The sequence below is a fragment of the Stenotrophomonas bentonitica genome, from assembly GCF_002887735.1.
Taxonomy (GTDB): domain Bacteria; phylum Pseudomonadota; class Gammaproteobacteria; order Xanthomonadales; family Xanthomonadaceae; genus Stenotrophomonas; species Stenotrophomonas bentonitica_A.
Genome location: NZ_PKQP01000018.1, coordinates 18056 through 35422, shown reverse-complemented (window position 1 = coordinate 35422; position 17367 = coordinate 18056). Strand labels below are relative to the sequence as shown.

15 protein-coding genes are annotated in these 17367 nt (G+C 58.7%); 14 read left to right on the top strand and 1 reads right to left on the bottom strand.

Features of this window, described 5'->3' with window-relative positions:
* The 7 genes from C0R07_RS19135 to C0R07_RS19105 form a co-directional block, all read left to right on the top strand.
* On the top strand, positions 1-1182 hold a 1182-nt coding region (locus C0R07_RS19135), incomplete at its 5' end, for a helicase-related protein (protein ID WP_302476402.1).
* Positions 1183-1394: 212 nt separating this feature from the next.
* The gene (gene frmR, locus C0R07_RS19130; RefSeq protein ID WP_017354484.1) at positions 1395-1670 is read left to right on the top strand and encodes a formaldehyde-responsive transcriptional repressor FrmR; all 276 of its coding nucleotides are present in this window, start codon (positions 1395-1397) and stop codon (positions 1668-1670) included.
* A gap of 503 nt (positions 1671-2173) precedes the next feature.
* Entirely contained in the window at positions 2174-3502 is a 1329-nt protein-coding gene (locus tag C0R07_RS19125; RefSeq protein WP_026070509.1) for a DUF3422 family protein, read from the top strand.
* A 68-nt stretch (positions 3503-3570) separates the two neighbouring features.
* A complete protein-coding gene (gene fghA / locus C0R07_RS19120) occupies positions 3571-4401 on the top strand; it encodes an S-formylglutathione hydrolase (RefSeq protein WP_017354482.1) in 831 nt (276 codons plus the stop codon).
* A 15-nt stretch (positions 4402-4416) separates the two neighbouring features.
* Positions 4417-5721, top strand: a complete 1305-nt coding sequence (locus C0R07_RS19115) for an NAD(P)/FAD-dependent oxidoreductase (RefSeq protein ID WP_026070508.1) — start codon at positions 4417-4419, stop codon at positions 5719-5721.
* 54 nt (positions 5722-5775) lie between these two features.
* Positions 5776-7104 carry a replication-associated recombination protein A gene (locus C0R07_RS19110; protein ID WP_005413341.1) on the top strand — a complete coding sequence of 443 codons (1329 nt, stop codon included), beginning with the start codon at positions 5776-5778 and terminating at the stop codon, positions 7102-7104.
* Positions 7105-7145: 41 nt separating this feature from the next.
* Positions 7146-9797, top strand: a complete 2652-nt coding sequence (locus C0R07_RS19105) for an excinuclease ABC subunit UvrA (protein WP_026070507.1) — start codon at positions 7146-7148, stop codon at positions 9795-9797.
* Positions 9798-9882: 85 nt separating this feature from the next.
* On the opposite strand, the gene C0R07_RS19100 is transcribed toward C0R07_RS19105, so the two are convergent.
* Positions 9883-10842, bottom strand: coding sequence for a LysR family transcriptional regulator (locus C0R07_RS19100; protein ID WP_017354479.1), 960 nt, complete (start codon positions 10840-10842; stop codon positions 9883-9885).
* A 131-nt stretch (positions 10843-10973) separates the two neighbouring features.
* Between C0R07_RS19100 and C0R07_RS19095 the strand changes: the two genes are divergently transcribed.
* From C0R07_RS19095 to C0R07_RS19065, 7 genes are all read left to right on the top strand, one after another.
* Positions 10974-11381, top strand: coding sequence for a ketosteroid isomerase-related protein (locus C0R07_RS19095; RefSeq protein ID WP_017354478.1), 408 nt, complete (start codon positions 10974-10976; stop codon positions 11379-11381).
* 1 nt (position 11382) lies between these two features.
* Positions 11383-11988 (top strand): GNAT family N-acetyltransferase, encoded by a 606-nt coding sequence (locus tag C0R07_RS19090; protein ID WP_017354477.1) that lies wholly within the window; start codon positions 11383-11385, stop codon positions 11986-11988.
* Entirely contained in the window at positions 11985-12857 is an 873-nt protein-coding gene (locus tag C0R07_RS19085) for a carbon-nitrogen hydrolase family protein (protein ID WP_102789667.1), read from the top strand. Before C0R07_RS19090 ends, C0R07_RS19085 begins: the two co-directional genes overlap by 4 nt.
* 72 nt (positions 12858-12929) lie before the next feature.
* The gene (locus tag C0R07_RS19080; RefSeq protein ID WP_037590709.1) at positions 12930-14219 is read left to right on the top strand and encodes an NAD(P)/FAD-dependent oxidoreductase; all 1290 of its coding nucleotides are present in this window, start codon (positions 12930-12932) and stop codon (positions 14217-14219) included.
* A 265-nt stretch (positions 14220-14484) separates the two neighbouring features.
* Positions 14485-15594: an S-(hydroxymethyl)glutathione dehydrogenase/class III alcohol dehydrogenase gene (locus C0R07_RS19075; protein WP_005413335.1), complete on the top strand. Its 1110-nt coding sequence runs from the start codon at positions 14485-14487 to the stop codon at positions 15592-15594.
* 56 nt (positions 15595-15650) lie between these two features.
* Positions 15651-16226, top strand: a complete 576-nt coding sequence (gfa, locus tag C0R07_RS19070; protein ID WP_005413334.1) for an S-(hydroxymethyl)glutathione synthase — start codon at positions 15651-15653, stop codon at positions 16224-16226.
* 97 nt (positions 16227-16323) lie between these two features.
* Positions 16324-17067, top strand: coding sequence for a cation diffusion facilitator family transporter (locus C0R07_RS19065; protein ID WP_049400906.1), 744 nt, complete (start codon positions 16324-16326; stop codon positions 17065-17067).
* Positions 17068-17367: the final 300 nt, after the last annotated feature.

Below are 17367 nucleotides of genomic sequence, written 5' to 3'. Positions count from 1 at the left end.
CTCCGCCTAAGCCATAGTTTATGGCTGCGAGGTGTCTACGGAACCCTGGGCGATTCAAATAGGCTTTACGAGAAGATCACGAACGACGTGGAGATGATGAGGGAGCTGGGATATTGCTCTGGCATGGAGAACTACTCCAGTTACCTGAACTCGAAGCCTTCAGGAGCTAGGCCGACGACACTCATGGACTACCTCCCGAAGGATGGCCTGCTATTTGTTGATGAGTCGCACGTCATGGTTCCTCAGATCGAGGCGATGTTCAGGAGCGATCAGAGCAGGAAGGATACTCTAATCGAGTACGGGTTCCGTCTACCTTCGGCGATGAACAACAGACCGCTTAGCTTCTCTGAGTTTGAAGCCATCAAGCCCCAGACGATCTTCGTTTCGGCTACGCCTGGCGCCTATGAGATTGGGAGATCCAAGGGAAGATTGATTGACCAGCTCATCAGGCCCACTGGCTTGCTCGATCCGCTGGTAGAGGTGAGGCCGAGGGAGGGCTACAGGCACGATCTTCTGTCAGAGATCGCCCGTTGTGTACGAGAGGGCGACAGGGTCTTGGTGACCACGCTGACAAAGGTGTCTGCTGAGGAGCTGTGCGAGTTCCTCGAGGATCAAGGGGTGCGTGCGAAGTACATGCACTCGGATATCAAGGCAGAGGATCGAGTTGAGATCATCAATGGGCTGAGGGCCGGCGAGTTCGATGTGCTAGTGGGTATCAGCCTGCTGAGAGAGGGGCTCGATATTCCTGAGGCCTCTCTGGTCGCTATCGTTGATGCGGACCAGGCGGGCTTCCTTCGGTCGAGCCAGGCCCTCATTCAGATGATTGGACGAGCCGCAAGAAACTCGCGCGGTAAGGCGATCATGTATGCCGATACGATCACTAGTGCGATGCGGCAGGCCATTTCTGAGACTGATGACAGGCGACAGCATCAGATCGCGTTCAATGAGGAGTTCGGCATCACCCCGTCAACGTCTCGCGGAATGTTGGGATCAACAGAGGCTCGACCTGACCGGTCGCAAGCCCATTCAGCGGAGTTCTGCGCCAACCTAAAAGACCTCTGTGATCGAATTACATCAAAGGAGCGACAGCTTCTGGAGCTCTCTGATGCCGGGGACGAGGAGGAGATCGAGTTCGTCAGGCTGGAGCTAGACAAGCTATACCGCCAATTCATCTACATGTAACCACTCTTTCGAGTGGTGGGGCGTGGCTCCTACAGGAGCCCGCCTTTTGTGGTGTGGGGGTGGGGCGGGAGGGGTCTGTCACTGGCCTCTGGCGGCGGCTCGAAATCAGGCGCAGACTCAGTTGACGGAGTTAAAGACCCTCGCAGATTGCTAGCTTGCATACTATCGGGGAGTATAGTATCGTTCCCTCATGTGATACGGACAGGTGCGCAATGCCTCACAGCCCTCGGGAGAAAAAGCAGGCCCTTACCCGCGTACGTCGGATCAGCGGACAGGTGGCTGCATTGGAGCAGGCTCTGGAGAGCGGGGCGGAATGTGCTGCAGTACTTCAGCAGCTTGCTGCTGTGCGCGGGGCGGTCAATGGTTTGATGGCGACGGTTCTGGAGAGCTATCTGCGTGAAGAGTTCCCGCATAGCGACACCCACACCGACTCTCAAAGGAAGTCGATTGACGAGACCATCTCTATTGTCCGCTCCTATCTCCGTTAGTCAGTTCGCGACATTGCTTGATGGCGCTAGTACTAAGTAGAGGAGGCAATCTATGGGTGTCCGAACTACTTCATTTCCAAGTAGAACCCGCCATTCCTAACCCCTTCGTGGGTTAGGGCGTCACGACTAGGACGTTGAGGCCTTTCCAGGAGGCTCCAAGGCATGCTGGATGATGTCAGTCGAGTTGCGCCTGTCTGTATTTCTTGGAGCGGGCAATCTCTGTCGGCATCGTTGCCTTCGGCATCTGACTGAGTCATGGGAGGCCCTTTGAAGTGAGCTTCCAGCCTCGTTGCGACTCCCATGCGGTCCGCGCCTGGCTGGAAGGTGGGAGAGCAAGGGCCTGCGATCTATGCGGTGCTGTCCTCCCAGCTTGTTGTGGTTCCCACTACCGCCCTACACCAGAGCCGGCTCCACCACACGACCTTTCGCTGAGCTATCGCACAAGCAAGTGATAGACCTCCCGTGAGCGGTGTTTAGAAGATCATCCATTCTTGAGGCTATGTATGAATGACCCATCCGGCCTGAGCCAAGCTGCAGGCACGCCAGCAGAAGGCTACGTATATGGGATGCCGGCGCACGCGGACCGCCGCGCCGCCGTTGAGGAAGTCCATGCGCGACCGCACCTTCTCACCCAGTCTCCGCGAAGCCTTCTCCAGCTCTCCTTCATGACAGAAGGGGACATGAGTCGAGATCGTGCCGCGATCGACGATCTTTCAGGTCGTATGGGGGCTGCAGTCGAGGATCACACCACACCTCATCACGCGCTTACGTGGAATGAGGGTGATCTGCACTGCGAGAAGCACACTGAGTTCTCTTCCTACCTCTGGAGCGCACCACTGAGCTCAGAAACAGGTGAGCCTTGTGGGGACAACCCGTTTAGACAGGGATTCAAGCCGCCAGGACCCGTGATCTCGGCTGTTAGCGTCAGGCTTTTGCCTTGGACCGCGGAGGCGGAGAAGGAAATAGATTGCTTTGATCCCGTCAGCCGCTGCTACTCGCTGGTTGAGAACGGTGCCGCGGCCATTGTGACCGACTTCCGTCAAGACGAGGAAGGGCTAACCCACATGCTCATCCTTGATCGCGACCTGACTCCGGCGCGGGCAGGAGCGCTGGCGCAACGACTGCTCGAGGTCGAGACATACCGAACGCTTGCCCTCCTAGCGCTACCGCTGACTCGTTCCATGACGTCGAATCTTCGTCGCATGGAGGCGCGTCTGGCTGCAATTACTGAAGAGATGCGCAGGGCCTCCGGCGGACGTCGTGACAGTGACGTGCTCCTCTCGGATTTGACCAGCCTGGCTGCAGAGTTGGAGGCGGACGCCGCGGCAAATCTCTATAGGTTTGGTGCAAGTCGGGCTTACTACGAAATTGTTGAAGAGCGACTGGATGCGTTGGCGGAGGATCAAGTTGCCGGCTATAGCACCTGGGCGGACTTCTTGTATCGAAGGATTGCACCGGCCATGCGAACTTGCCAGTCAGTGAAGGAGCGACAGGGGAAGCTCTCAGACAAGTTGACGCGCTCGATCTCGCTCCTCCGGTCGTGGATTGATGTTGAGCTCGAGCGGCAGAACCGCGACCTACTGGCGTCCATGAATGAACGGGCGAAGGTTCAGCTGCGCCTGCAGCAGACGGTGGAAGGTTTGTCGGTGGCCGCCATCTCGTACTACGTCGTGAGTCTTCTCGCATACCTGCTCAAGGGTTTGCCTGGGACGCATGACATCGCAGCAACCGTCACTGCGATCTTGGTTCCCGCTGTATTGCTGCTGATTTGGTGGATTGTCCGAAGGATCAGGCATGCACACGGTGACTCGGCAGTCGAGGACAAGGCCTAAAGCCTCGCTTAAGGCCACATTCGATTCGCGATAGATGGCCTATCAAATTCAACTCAGAGGAAAGAACAATGGAACGCATTGAGCGTCACGCAAGCTTCGGTGGATGGCAGGACGTCTACCAGCATGAATCATCCAGCCTTGGTTGCACCATGAAGTTTGGAGTCTATCTCCCTCCGCAGGCGTCCAGCGGCCCGGTACCTGTTCTCTACTGGCTCTCTGGCCTGACGTGCACAGAGCAGAACTTCATCACCAAGTCTGCAGTGCAGCAGCTCGCTGCTGAGCATGGCATTGCCATCGTTGCTCCGGATACAAGTCCGCGCGGAGAGTCCGTCGCGGATGATCCAGCTTACGATCTCGGCCAAGGTGCGGGGTTCTACGTCAATGCCACCGAGGCACCGTGGTCCGACCACTACCGCATGTATGACTACGTTGTAAGTGAGCTGCCTGCTCTCGTTGAGAAGAACTTCCCTGTTAGCCAGGCTCGCTCAATTAGCGGCCACTCAATGGGCGGCCACGGTGCCTTGGTCATCGCTTTGCGAAATCCAGGTCGCTATCGCAGCGTATCCGCCTTCTCTCCGATCGTGGCACCCACCCAGGCTCCTTGGGGCCAGAAGGCGTTTTCGGCCTACTTGGGGGGAGATCAGGAGCAGTGGCGGCAGTATGACGCCGTGGAGCTGATTGCAGATGCAAAGGAGCGCCTGCCCCTGCTCGTGGATCAAGGGCTCAGCGATGATTTCTTGCAGAATCAGCTCCGCCCCGAACTGCTTCAAGATGCATGCGCCAAGGTGAATCATCCGCTTTCGCTGAACCTTCGCGATGGTTACGACCATAGCTACTACTTCATCTCCAGCTTCATTGCCGATCATCTCAAGCACCACGCATCGGCGCTGAACACCTAACCAAGGAGTGCTGCCGTGATCAAGACCTCCAGAAATCGTCATCAAGTTGTGATCGTTGGGGCGGGCTTCGGCGGACTGGAGGCCGCCACGCACCTTGAAGGAGTGGATGTCGATGTAACAATCATTGACCGGCGGAACTATCACTTGTTCCAGCCGCTGCTCTACCAGGTGGCTGGTGCGTCACTGTCACCGTCGGAGATCGCATGGCCGATCCGCTATCTGTTCCGTGACCGCCCGGAGGTCAGAACCCTCATGGCGGAGGTCGAGGGTGTGGATAAAGCTGCCCGCCAAGTGATCCTTCAGGACGGCACTCGATACCCTTACGACACCCTTGTGCTCGCTACGGGAGCAACACATGCCTACTTTGGGCATGACGAATGGTCGAAGTACGCTCCAGGCCTGAAGAGCCTGGAGGATGCAACAACCATTCGAGGCAGGATCTTGAGCGCGTTCGAGCAAGCGGAGCTCTGCAATGATCCCGAGGTTCGAGAGGCCCTTCAAACCTTTGTGATCATTGGTGGTGGGCCTACAGGTGTCGAGCTTGCCGGAACCATCGCGGAGCTGGCGCGTGGCACGCTGCAGGATGACTTTCGGTCAGTTGATCCCAGCAAAACCCGGGTATTTCTCATTGAGGCGGGTCCGCGGCTGCTCCCCGTCTTTCCTGAAAAGCTCTCCGAGTACACGAGGCGCGCCCTCGAGAAGCTTGGGGTATCCGTTTTGTTGGGGGCCCCTGTCACCGAGTGCGCCTCTGATGGGGTGATGCTCAATGGCAAGAAGCTGGCGGCATCCACAATCGTCTGGGCAGCGGGAGTTCAGGCGTCTCCAGCCGCACGTTGGCTCGACACCGAATCAGATCGGGCGGGGCGCGCAATCGTCGGCCCTGATCTAACGGTGCCTGGTTCCCCCAACATTTTCGTGATCGGGGACACTGCTTCATCAGCCACTGCGGACGGAAAGACCGTTCCTGGAATCGCGCCGGCGGCCAAGCAGCAAGGCAAGTACGTCGCGGGCCAGATTGAAGGGCTGATAACAGGGGCGCGGAGGACCGCTGCATTCAAGTACCGGCACCAGGGCAACCTCGCCACGATTGGACGCAGCCTTGCAGTAATCGATATGGGGAAGCTAAAGCTGAGCGGAGGAATCGCATGGTGGATCTGGAAGCTCGCTCACATCTACTTCCTTATCGGAGTGCGAAATCGCCTGAGCGTCGCAATGAGCTGGGTATGGAATCACAGCGTTGGATACAGAGGGGCTCGCATCATCCTCCGTGAAAAAGCAAGCAATGCCACAAGCGGCTCATTGGATGGGAAGCTGAAATAGGGGCCAAGACGCTCTGAATGCACACTCGCAACTGACTTCCCGAAGGAGAACACCTTGGCAGATCTATTCACAGCGAAACCAAGGGCACCACTGGCCGAACTGCTACGACCGAAGTCTCTCGACGAGTTCGTTGGGCAGCAACACCTGCTGGGGCCGGGGAAGCCTTTGCGTCTTGCCTTTGAAGCAAGAAGTCTGCACTCCTTCATCATGTGGGGGCCCCCGGGCGTCGGTAAGACCACCCTGGGGCGCCTCGCAGCGATGGTGACTGACAGTCACTTCATTGCGATCTCCGCCGTACTCGCCGGGGTAAAGGACATCAGGCAGGCCATTGATGATGCGCGGGCCGAACTCGACGTCCGCGGTCGCTCCACGGTACTTTTCGTCGACGAAATTCACCGGTTCAACAAGGCCCAGCAGGATGCGCTGCTACCTCACGTTGAATCAGGGCTACTCACGCTGGTGGGCGGCACCACAGAGCATCCAGGACTGGCCGTTAACTCGGCGCTGCTTTCGCGCGCGCAGGTGTACACACTTGAGCCTCTGTCTGACGCAGATCTTGAGAAGCTCTACGAACGCGCCAGACCTCACTTGCGAGGCGTTGACCTCTCCGATCCCGCATTGCAGCTGCTGAAGGGCTTCGCTGATGGTGATGGCCGCAGATTCCTGAATCTTCTCGAGCAGGTCTCAACTGCGGCCTCTGAGAAGCGGGTGGAAGAGGTGGATCTTGAGTTTGCCAAGCGCTCCACCAGCCCGTCACTGCGTCGATTCGATAAGGGCGGGGACGAGTTCTATTGGCAGCTCTCCGCGTTTCACAAATCACTGCGTGGCTCTGATCCCGACGCCTCCCTCTACTGGCTAGCGCGCATTCTGGATGGGGGCGGGGACGTGAGCCAGGTCACACGTCGAATGATTGTTATGGCAAGCGAAGATATCGGAAATGCTGATCCGGGCGCTCTGCACTTGGCCATCCACGCTGCGCAGGCGTATGAGCGACTTGGCTCTCCTGAAGGTGAAATTGTCTTGGCCCAGGCTGCGACCTATCTGGCGCTCTCCCCCAAGTCGAATGCGTCCTATGCGGCTTGGGATCTAGCAAGGGCCTTCGTCAAGGAGCACGGATCATTACCAGTTCCCATGCATCTTCGGAATGCTCCAGCGAAGCTTATGAGGCAGATGGGGTATCGACAAGCATATCGCTACGCGCATCATGAGCCAGACGGCTACGCAGCTGGACAGACGTACCTGCCGGAGGGTGTGGAGAGGCCGAACTGGTATCGGCCCACTGATCGGGGAGCTGAGCGCGCCTTGGCTGAGAGACAGGCATGGCAGCGAGCCTTGGATGAAGAGGCATCGCAAACCGAAGCCGATCCCTCTTCGGGCCAGTGATCCAGCTGAACTTAACGTCTACAACCTACAGAGACATGCACATGCCAAACGCCACATTCGGTGAAGCTTCCTGCAGTGTCGCAGCAAGCGGCCTTGTAGAGGTGCGCGGTGCGCGTGAGAACAACCTTAGAGACGTTGATGTCTCAATTCCTCGCAACGCACTGGTCGTCTTTTCCGGTGTATCCGGTTCCGGGAAGTCATCTCTTGCATTCGGGACAATCTATGCGGAAGCTCAAAGGAGGTACTTTGAGTCCGTTGCTCCCTATGCTCGACGCCTAATCGATCAGGCAGGCGTCCCTGATGTTGACTCCATCGATGGACTCCCGCCGGCAGTAGCGCTGCAGCAGCAGCGTGGTGCCAGCAATGCGCGATCTTCGGTGGGTAGCGTCACCACGCTATCCAGCCTCATTCGTATGATGTATTCCCGCGCGGGAGCATATCCGGCTGATCAGCCTATGCTTTATGCCGAGGACTTCTCACCCAATACTCCCCAGGGCGCATGCGCGACCTGCCATGGCCTTGGCCATGTGTACGAGGTGACAGAGGCCCTCATGGTGCCGGATCCAAAGCTGAGCATCCGTGAGCGTGCCATTGCTTCGTGGCCACCTGCATGGCACGGGCAGAACCTTCGCGACATTCTGGTGACGCTGGGCTACGACATTGATAGGCCTTGGAAGGACCTTCCCAAGAAAGACCGCGATTGGATTCTGTTTACCGAGGAGTCGCCCACTGTGCCGGTCTATGCTGGGTTCACGCCGGCGGAGACGCGTGCGGCCCTGAAGCGTAAAACTGAGCCGAGCTACATGGGAACCTTCACTGGCGCCCGTAGGTATGTCCTGCACACGTTTGCTAACACGCAAAGTGCCCTGATGAGGCGCCGCGTATCGCGATACATGGAGGGTAAGCTTTGTCCCACCTGCCATGGCAAGCGCCTTAAGGCAGAGTCGCTGTCAGTGACATTTGCGGGTGTGGACATTGGTCAATTCATGCAGATGCCTCTTGACCAACTGGCTTCCCTGCTCGAGCCCATTTCTCAAGGAGACTTCAGTGCTCATGCTGGCGGGGGCAAGGCGAACAAGGAAGCCACCCGTCGTGATCGCGCCGATAGGGCGGCCAGTGGGCGGGCGGTCCACGCGGTGTCTCCTGACGTCCGCCGCACCTCAGCGCTGTCGGAGGAGAAGCGCCTGGCCGCGCAGCGCCTCGCTAGTGGAGTGATGAGCCGAATCAGTCAGTTGCGTGGCCTTGGGCTTGGCTATCTAACTTTGGATCGCGCTACGCCGACATTGTCCGCTGGCGAGCTGCAGCGATTGAGACTCGCCACGCAGTTGAGCTCGCTGCTCTTTGGCGTGGTGTACGTGTTGGACGAGCCGTCGGCAGGTCTTCATCCCTCCGACAGCCAGGCTCTCTATGACGCCTTGGACCGCCTCCGCGACGGTGGTAATTCCGTATTTGTTGTGGAGCACGATCTGGAGCTGATGCGCCGTGCCCAGTGGTTGGTGGATGTTGGGCCTGAGGCGGGAGAGCGGGGCGGCAAAGTGCTCTACAGCGGAGAGCCGGATGGTCTTCGTGACATCGACGAGTCACGTACCGCGTTGTACCTCTTTGACAAGGTCCCGCCCCCTAGTGGCCAAGAGCGTCAAGCGAGTGGTTGGCTGGAACTTCAGGGCATCCAGCGTCACAACCTGAAGCGCATTGATGCGAAGATACCTCTGGGCATCCTCACCGCGGTGACCGGGATTTCGGGATCGGGCAAGTCCAGCCTCGTCGCCCAAGCGTTGCCGGAGCTGATGATGCTTCAACTTGGACACGAGCCTGAAGACGACGCGGTGGAAACGGGGGCAGCAGACGGGCCAACCGTCATCGAGACGACAGGGGGACACCTCGGCGGAGATGTCGATGCTATTCAGCGTCTCGTCCAGGTTGATCAGAAGCCAATCGGACGGACGCCGCGATCGAATCTCGCGACTTACACCGGCCTTTTCGATCATGTTCGAAAGCTGTTTGCCGCAACACCAGATGCGCGGCGTCGACGTTACGACGCAGGTCGATTCTCCTTCAACGTGGCCAAGGGACGTTGTGAGACGTGCGAAGGGGAGGGGTTCGTGAGCGTCGAGCTGCTGTTTATGCCTAGCGTCTATGCACCGTGCCCAACGTGCCACGGTGCGCGATACAACGAAGCTACGCTGAAGGTGCTTTGGAACGGTAAGAACATTGCAGACGTTCTGCGGATGACTGTCGAGGATGCACGTGAATTCTTTGGCGATGAGGACGCGATCGCTCGCCCACTTCAGTTGCTGAAGGAGATTGGCCTTGGATACCTTCGACTGGGCCAGCCGGCTACCGAGCTATCGGGTGGTGAAGCGCAGCGCATCAAGCTGGCCACAGAGCTTCAACGAAGCCAGCGCGGGCGGACACTGTATGTCCTGGATGAACCCACTACGGGCCTCCATGCCTCGGACGCGGATAGGCTGCTTGTGCAGCTCCAGCGGCTCGTTGATGCCGGCAATACGGTGGTCATGATTGAGCACGACATGCGTGCCGTTGCTCAGGCGGATTGGGTAATCGACGTGGGTCCAGGTGCCGGTGATGCGGGCGGGCAGATCGTGGCGGCAGGAACTCCAAAACAGGTCGCTCGCGTGAAGAGAAGCCGTACCGCCCCCTTCTTGGCTGAGGAACTCGCCCGCGCGGGTTGACCCGACGCTCTTTTGGCCACCATGAGCGTCCCTGGCGCTCATGGCGGCCAGATCCCGTATCAGAGAGCGGCCAAGCGACTCGGCATTAGCGCTTCCCTGCTTTGGATGGCGTTAGGGCCGAGGTGGGGGAGGGCGCCATCTGCGTAAGGCTTGGTAGTGCTCCGACGGCGGAATGGAGTGCATCGAAAACTACTCTGACGCGAGGTGAGACTGGGCCGCGTTGAGGCCGATAGACGTACAAGCCCCACGGCGCAGGATCGAATTCTTCCATCACACGCTGCAGAACACCTGACTGAATGAGTGGGGCAGCCATGTAATCAGCAAGTTGGGCAAACCCCAAGCCCGCAATGACCCCTGCCATCTCCATGTCGGCATTGTCTGCAATGAAGACCGGTGCTGTCGGCGCCACCTGTACGCCTCCAGCCAGGTACCAGGGCCAGGGCCTGCCTGTATTGATGTCCACCGATGCAACCAGTGGAAACCGCGAGAGCTCGCTAGTCTCCGCTGGTGCTCCGATTCTCTCTACAAGTGCGGGGGAGCCAACGATGTGCAGTCGCATCTCTCCTGCCTTCTTCGCAATGAATCTGCTATCACGCATGAAGCCGACGCGGATTCCGACATCGATCCCTTCATCGACAGCGTCTGCAACCCGATCGCTTAAGCGAACGTCCAAGACAATTCCCGGGTGACTTTGGGTCACTGTATCCAAGGCGGCAAGAACTGCCCTGGAGCCCATGCTGTGAGGGGCACTAATTCGGACTGTGCCCACAATCTGTGAGGCCGTCGCCTTGGTTCGCGGGCGCCACAGCTTGTCTAAGCCCTCAAGCGCCGGCCGCAGCTGATGTAAGAGATCCTCCCCAAAGGCCGTGATGCGAACCTGGCGTGTGCTTCGGTGGAACAACAGCTCCCCGTAATGACTTTCAAGGGCCTGTATCGCTCGGGTGATGGCCTGAGGAGAGCTTCCCAGTCGAACAGCGGCCTCACGAAAGCTCGGCGCCTCAGCCGCGGCCCTAAACGTCTTTAGAAGATCCAGCTCGCTGTTCATCTCAAGGCCCCCATGGTCGTTGGGCTCATATTATTCCATTTCAGGGAATTATGAAATCCTATCAATTCCATATACAACAATTCTTCAGGTCTCCAGAATTCCTCCACACCCTCACCTGACCGGAGAACCTGATGAGCAAGTTCAACTACATCGAAGAGTACTACCAGGCATTCAACCGCGGTGATCGCGACGCGATGCTCTCGATGCTCACTGATGACGTTGTGCACGATCTAAATCAGGGGAGTCGCGAAGTAGGGATCGACGCATTCCGCGCGTTCCTGAGCCGCATGGATTCCTGCTACAGCGAGCAGCTTCACGACATCGTGGTGATGTACAGCAGCGATGGTGCGCGTGCCGGCGCGGAGTACGTGGTGCACGGACTCTACCACCACACGGACGAAGGTCTCCCTGCAGCGGCAGGGCAGATCTATGTTCTTCCCGGTGGCGCGTTCTTTGACATCCGTGATGGAAAGATTGCGCGCGTCACCAACTACTACAACCTGGAGGACTGGATTTCCCAGGTCCACAAGGCGCCCTGAAATGGCTACCAACGTGCGAGTAGAGGTACTGGTCGGCACCGAAATCGAGGACTGGCTCGATCGCGTCGCTCAGTTGCGGATCGAGATATTCAGTAGCTATCCCTACCTGTACGAAGGAGACATGGACTATGAGCGTCACTACCTCCGCAATTATGCGACGTCTGACGGGGGCATCGTTGTCCTGGCCAGGGATGGAAGGGACGTTGTAGGTGCATCGACTGGCCTTCCTTTGTTGAGCGCCGATGCCGCTTTCATTCGTCCCTTCCAGGAGCACGGTCCCCGGCCAGAAGAAGTCTTCTACTGCGGGGAGTCCGTACTGAGGCCGGAGTACAGAGGAGCTGGCTTGGGCCACGTCTTCTTTGATCGAAGAGAGGAGCAAGCCCGACGAAAGGGCTTCAAGTGGTCTTCTTTCGCGTCGGTGGTTCGGTCGGAGACTGATCCGCTTAGGCCACCTGGATATCGAAGCAATGAAGGCTTCTGGACTCGCCGTGGGTATGCACAACAGAGCGCGATGAAGGTCGCTCTTCCTTGGCGGCAGCATGGGGCCACGCACGAAACCGAGCAGACACTTTCACTTTGGCTCCGTTCCTTGGAGGACGTTACATGAAGATTGCAGCAGCTAAGTACGTGATCGGTCGTCCGAAGACCTTTGCCGAGTTCGCTGCGCGCCAGCGCCGAATTCTGAATGACGCACGGGAACAAGGAGTTGAGCTTGCAGTACTTCCGGAATACCTGTCGCTGGAACTGGGTTCGACTCTTCCAGAAGCTCTTCAGCTTAGCCTGAGGTCCACCCTGGAGTCGCTCCAGATCTATCCGAGCGCATGGTGTGAGCTCTATAGCACCTTGGCTGTCGAACTGGGAATGACCATCCAGGCAGGAACGTTCCTCACCGCAACATCCCATGGGATGTATCGCAACCGTGCCTGGTGGTTCACAGCTGATGGTCGCAGCGGATGGCAGGACAAGCTTCAGCTTACTGGCTTCGAGAAGCAGGCAGTTGTCATCGAGCCTGGCGATCGCATCGCGGCGTTTGAGCAGGACGGAAAGCGTGTCGGGATTGCGGTTTGCTATGACAGCGAATTTCCGCTTCCTGTTCGCCTCCAGCAGGAGGCAGGGGTGCGCTTGCTGTTGGTGCCAAGTTGCACCGACACCGACGCCGGTGCCACCCGTGTCGATGTTGGGTGCCGAGCGCGAGCGCTTGAGAATCGGATGTTCGTGGCAAAGGCGGTCACCGCTGGCGTCGCCGACTGGAGTGAAGCGCTTGATGTCAACACCGGTGAGGCAATGATCCTCTCACCGATGGACCATGGCTTCCCCAGTGACGGCGTGCTCGCAGCGACCTCCGACGATCAGGAGTGGGCGATTGCTGACATTGACTTCGCAGCGCTCGAAGCAAGCCGTGCACGAGCGCAGGTAGCCGTCGACAAGGATTGGGATGGTCAGCTCCGCTTCCATTCCGTTGAGGTCCTGAACTAACCAACGTCTAGATGCCTGGGCCATGAAGTGCTCGTGGGCGTCGCTGGCAACTCAAATACCTGGGGAATCAAAATGCATCGTATTGTCATTGTTGGTGGTGGGGCCGGAGGGCTGGAGCTGGCTACGCAGCTGGGCCGGAAGCTCGGGCGCTCAGGGCGAGCAAAAGTCACTCTTGTCGATGCTCGGATGACGCATCTGTGGAAGCCACTTCTTCACGAGGTTGCCTCAGGCGCGTTGGATGCCGCAGAAAGTGAGCTCAACTATCTCGCCCAGGCTAGCTGGAATCACTTCCAGTTTCAGTTGGGGCGGATGACGGGTTTGGATCAGAAGTCCAGAAAGATCGAGCTTGCCCCACTGTACGATGAGGAGGGCAACGTTATTGCGCCCCGTCGCTCGATCTCCTACGACACCCTGGTGATCAGCGTGGGTAGCGGAACGAACGACTTTGGAACTCCCGGTGCAGCGGATCATTGCCTGTTCCTGGACGATCCCGATGCCGCCATTGCTTTCCAGAAGCGGCTGCTGAGCGAGTACATGGGCGCGCAAGCGCGCGGCAAGTCAGAAACACTGGAGGTTGCGATCGTCGGCGCCGGCGCCACCGGTGTCGAGCTGGCGGCCGAGCTGCGTGATGCTGCAAGGCAATTTAGCGCTTATGGGCTGGACAAGATCTCTCCCGAGAATCTGAAAATCACGCTTATCGAGGCTGGTCCGCGAGTGCTGCCAGCTCTGCCAGAGCGCGTGAGCCTGCCGGTCGCCGAGCGACTTGTACATGAAGGCGTTCGTGTCATGTGTGGCTCGGCTGTGACCCTAGTGGATGAAGAGGGCCTGCAACTCGCCAATGGCATCAAGGTTGCTGCGAGGCTGAAGGTATGGGCGGCGGGCATCCGTGCTCCCGTCTTCCTTGCATCCCTCGGGAACCTAAAGACCAATCGCATCAACCAGCTCGAGGTATCTGAAACGCTGCAGACAACGCAGGATCCGAACATCTTCGCATTCGGGGATTGTGCAGCCTGCCCGAATGGACACAGCGGTACAAACGTTCCCCCCAGGGCACAGGCCGCTCATCAGCAGGCTCACTTCCTTGCGCAGGCGATTACCCGCCGTATCGAGGGACGCCCGCTGCCCAGCTTCACCTATCGAGACTATGGATCGCTGGTGTCCCTGTCGAGGGAGGGCGCCGTTGGCACGCTGATGGGTAACCTCATGGGGTCATTCAAGGTCGAGGGCTGGCTGGCCAGGATGTTCTACATCTCACTGTATCGCATGCACCAGAGGAGCCTGTTCGGTACACGCCGGGTGGTTGCGCGCATGCTGGCAGACGCATTGGGACGGAGTACGGAGCCTCGCCTCAAGTTGCATTGATGCGGGCGAGCTGAGGGGCGGAGCTGCGAGTCAACAATTCCAACGCAAGGAATTATGAAATCCAATCTGTTCCATATACAGCAATCCATCGAAGTCCAATACTTGGTCCCAACAGCTCGCCAAGAAGAATGCTGTAGGCGCATTCGACCTGATTGAAACGCGTTCTAGAGCCGGCGCCAGGGGCGGCGCGCCCGATGTACCACTGATCAAGCTCGCCCCAAAGACCGTTGTCGCACTTATCTCGTTACACCCAAGGAGAACTCACATGAAATCCCGTGCAGCCGTTGCATTCGGTCCCGGTCAACCGCTCGAGATCGTCGAAATCGATGTTGCTCCGCCGAAGAAGGGCGAAGTACTGGTGAAGATCACCAGCACTGGTGTCTGCCATACCGACGCATTCACCCTGTCGGGCAATGACCCTGAAGGCCTGTTCCCGGTGGTGCTGGGCCATGAAGGCGCCGGCATCGTTGTCGAAGTGGGCGAGGGCGTGACCAGTGTGAAGCCCGGCGATCACGTCATCCCGCTGTACACCGCAGAATGCGGTGAGTGTCTGTTCTGCAAGAGCGGCAAGACCAACCTGTGCGTTGCCGTACGCGCCACCCAGGGTAAGGGTGTGATGCCTGATGGCACCAGCCGCTTCAGCTACAACGGCCAGCCGCTGTATCACTACATGGGCTGCTCGACCTTCAGCGAGTACACCGTCGTGGCCGAAGTCTCTCTGGCCAAGATCAATCCGGAAGCGAATCCGGAGCACGTCTGCCTGCTCGGTTGCGGTGTCACCACTGGCATTGGTGCGGTGCACAACACGGCCAAGGTGCAGGAAGGTGACAGCGTGGCCGTGTTCGGCCTCGGTGGCATCGGCCTGGCGGTGATCCAGGGTGCTCGTCAGGCGAAGGCTGGTCGCATCATCGCAGTGGACACCAACCCGTCCAAGTTCGAGTTGGCCAAGCAGTTCGGCGCAACCGAATTCGTGAACCCGAAGGATTACGACCGTCCGGTTCAAGAAGTCATCGTTGAGATGACCGGCTGGGGCGTCGATCACAGCTTCGAGTGCATCGGCAACGTCAATGTGATGCGTTCGGCGCTGGAGTGTGCACACCGCGGCTGGGGCCAGAGCGTTGTCATCGGTGTGGCCGGTGCTGGTCAGGAGATCTCCACCCGTCCGTTCCAGCTCGTGACCGGTCGTCGCTGGATTGGCAGCGCCTTCGGTGGTGTGAAGGGCCGTAGCCAGCTGCCTGGCATGGTCGAAGACGCCATGCGGGGTGAGATCGATCTGGCTCCGTTCGTGACCCATACGATGGGCCTGGAAGCAATCAACGAAGCCTTCGAACTCATGCACGAAGGCAAGTCCATTCGTACTGTCATCAACTACTGATGCACCGCAGCACCGGGCAACCGGTGCTGCACTTCCAACAATAGGAGTTTAAGTCCATGCAACACCAAACTATCCATCCCTCGGTCGATTCCGGCGTCGTTGCCGGAACCGCCGGCTTCAAGGGCGGCACGCTGAAGTGCCTGTGCTCTGACAAGCCGGTTGAGATCTCCGTCGCAAGCAATGTGGCCCACAACCATGCCTGTGGTTGCACCAAGTGCTGGAAGCCGGAAGGCGCCATCTTCTCCGTGGTCGGTGTCGTTCCCCGCGATACCGTTTCGATCACGGCGAATGCCGACAAGCTGGCGATTGTCGATCCGGCTGCGACCATCCAGCGCCACGCGTGCAAGGACTGCGGTGTCCACATGTTTGGCCGCATCGAGAACAAGTCCCATGCCTTCTACGGCCTGGACTTCATTCACGTTGAACTGTCCGAACAGAAGGGCTGGGAAGAACCGCGCTTCGCCGCATTCGTGTCTTCGATCATCGAAGGCGGCGGCGCAAGGCCGGAACAGATGGACGGCGTCCGTAGCCGCCTGAAGGCTCTGTCCCTGGAGCCGTACGACGTGTTGAACCCGCCGCTCATGGATGCGCTGTCCGCGCATGCTGCACGACTCAGCGGCGTTCTCTCCTAAGCAGTGTAAATGCCGCCCCTTGCATGCAAGGGGCGGTACTTCCTGACAGTACGCCACCGGCGTATACATTTTCGCTCAGAGCCTGGAGTCTTCGACCATGTCCTTGCTTCCCCCCAACGCAATGCACGAGCGGACTCTGCAGGGCGTACAGAGCACCGGCAACGCACGGGCAATTACGAAGGCCGCGACTCTCACTGCGGTCATGATGTCCGTCGAAATTGCTGGAGGATGGGCCTTCAACTCGATGGCTCTTCTCGCAGATGGCTGGCACATGAGCTCTCACGTGCTGGTACTCCTGTTCGCACTTTCTATCGCTTGGTACGCTGAGCGGAATCAGAGCCGCCCAGAGCGCGCGGCTCGGGTGCTAGCGGTTGAGCTCATCGCGGCGAGCGTAAGCGCGATGATCATGCTTTGGATTGCCGCTTCGATGGCCTATGAATCGACGGAGCGTCTCCATGCGCCAGAGGCTGTTCAGTACTCAGAAGCGCTTGCCATCGCCGTTGCGGGTTTGATTACAAATATATTCTCAGCGCGGTGGCTACATTCTGCCTACCATCGCGAAGGTGCTGCGGTTGATCACTGCCACGTTCCGCATGAGCGCCATGCTGACGAGAAGGGGGCCGATGCGCGCAGGAGTCCCAATCTTCGTGCGGCCTATCTTCACGTCGCTACGGACACCGCTGTAACGGCACTCGCAATTACTGCACTTGTCGTGGGGATGATCTGGGACGTGACGTGGCTGGACTCAGTCACAGGCCTCATCGGAGCGTCGGTTGTCGCAGTCTGGGCCATTAGATTGCTTCGTAGCTCCATTTCGGCGTGGATAGGTCGGCGTAAGTAGCTAGTGCGGTGGTGCCTCCGTGCTCAGCACGGAGGCTAGCCCTGCGATTGGGAGCCTTCCACAAAACTCGCTGCGACCGGAGTCATTCCTGGACGCATCTGGCGAGCCCGCTGAGCGCATATGCCCCACCTCACATGATGCGGAGTTGCTGGCGGGGTGGCCATTCTCTCAGTCAGAGATCAACAAACTGACTGTGATTCTGAAACGTCCATCTTGAGCGGCTGACGTTGCTTCGCAGCGAGGTGACGTGCCCTTCAGTCTAGGTCAGTACCTGGGGCGCCGGCTGTTGCGGCACTAGGG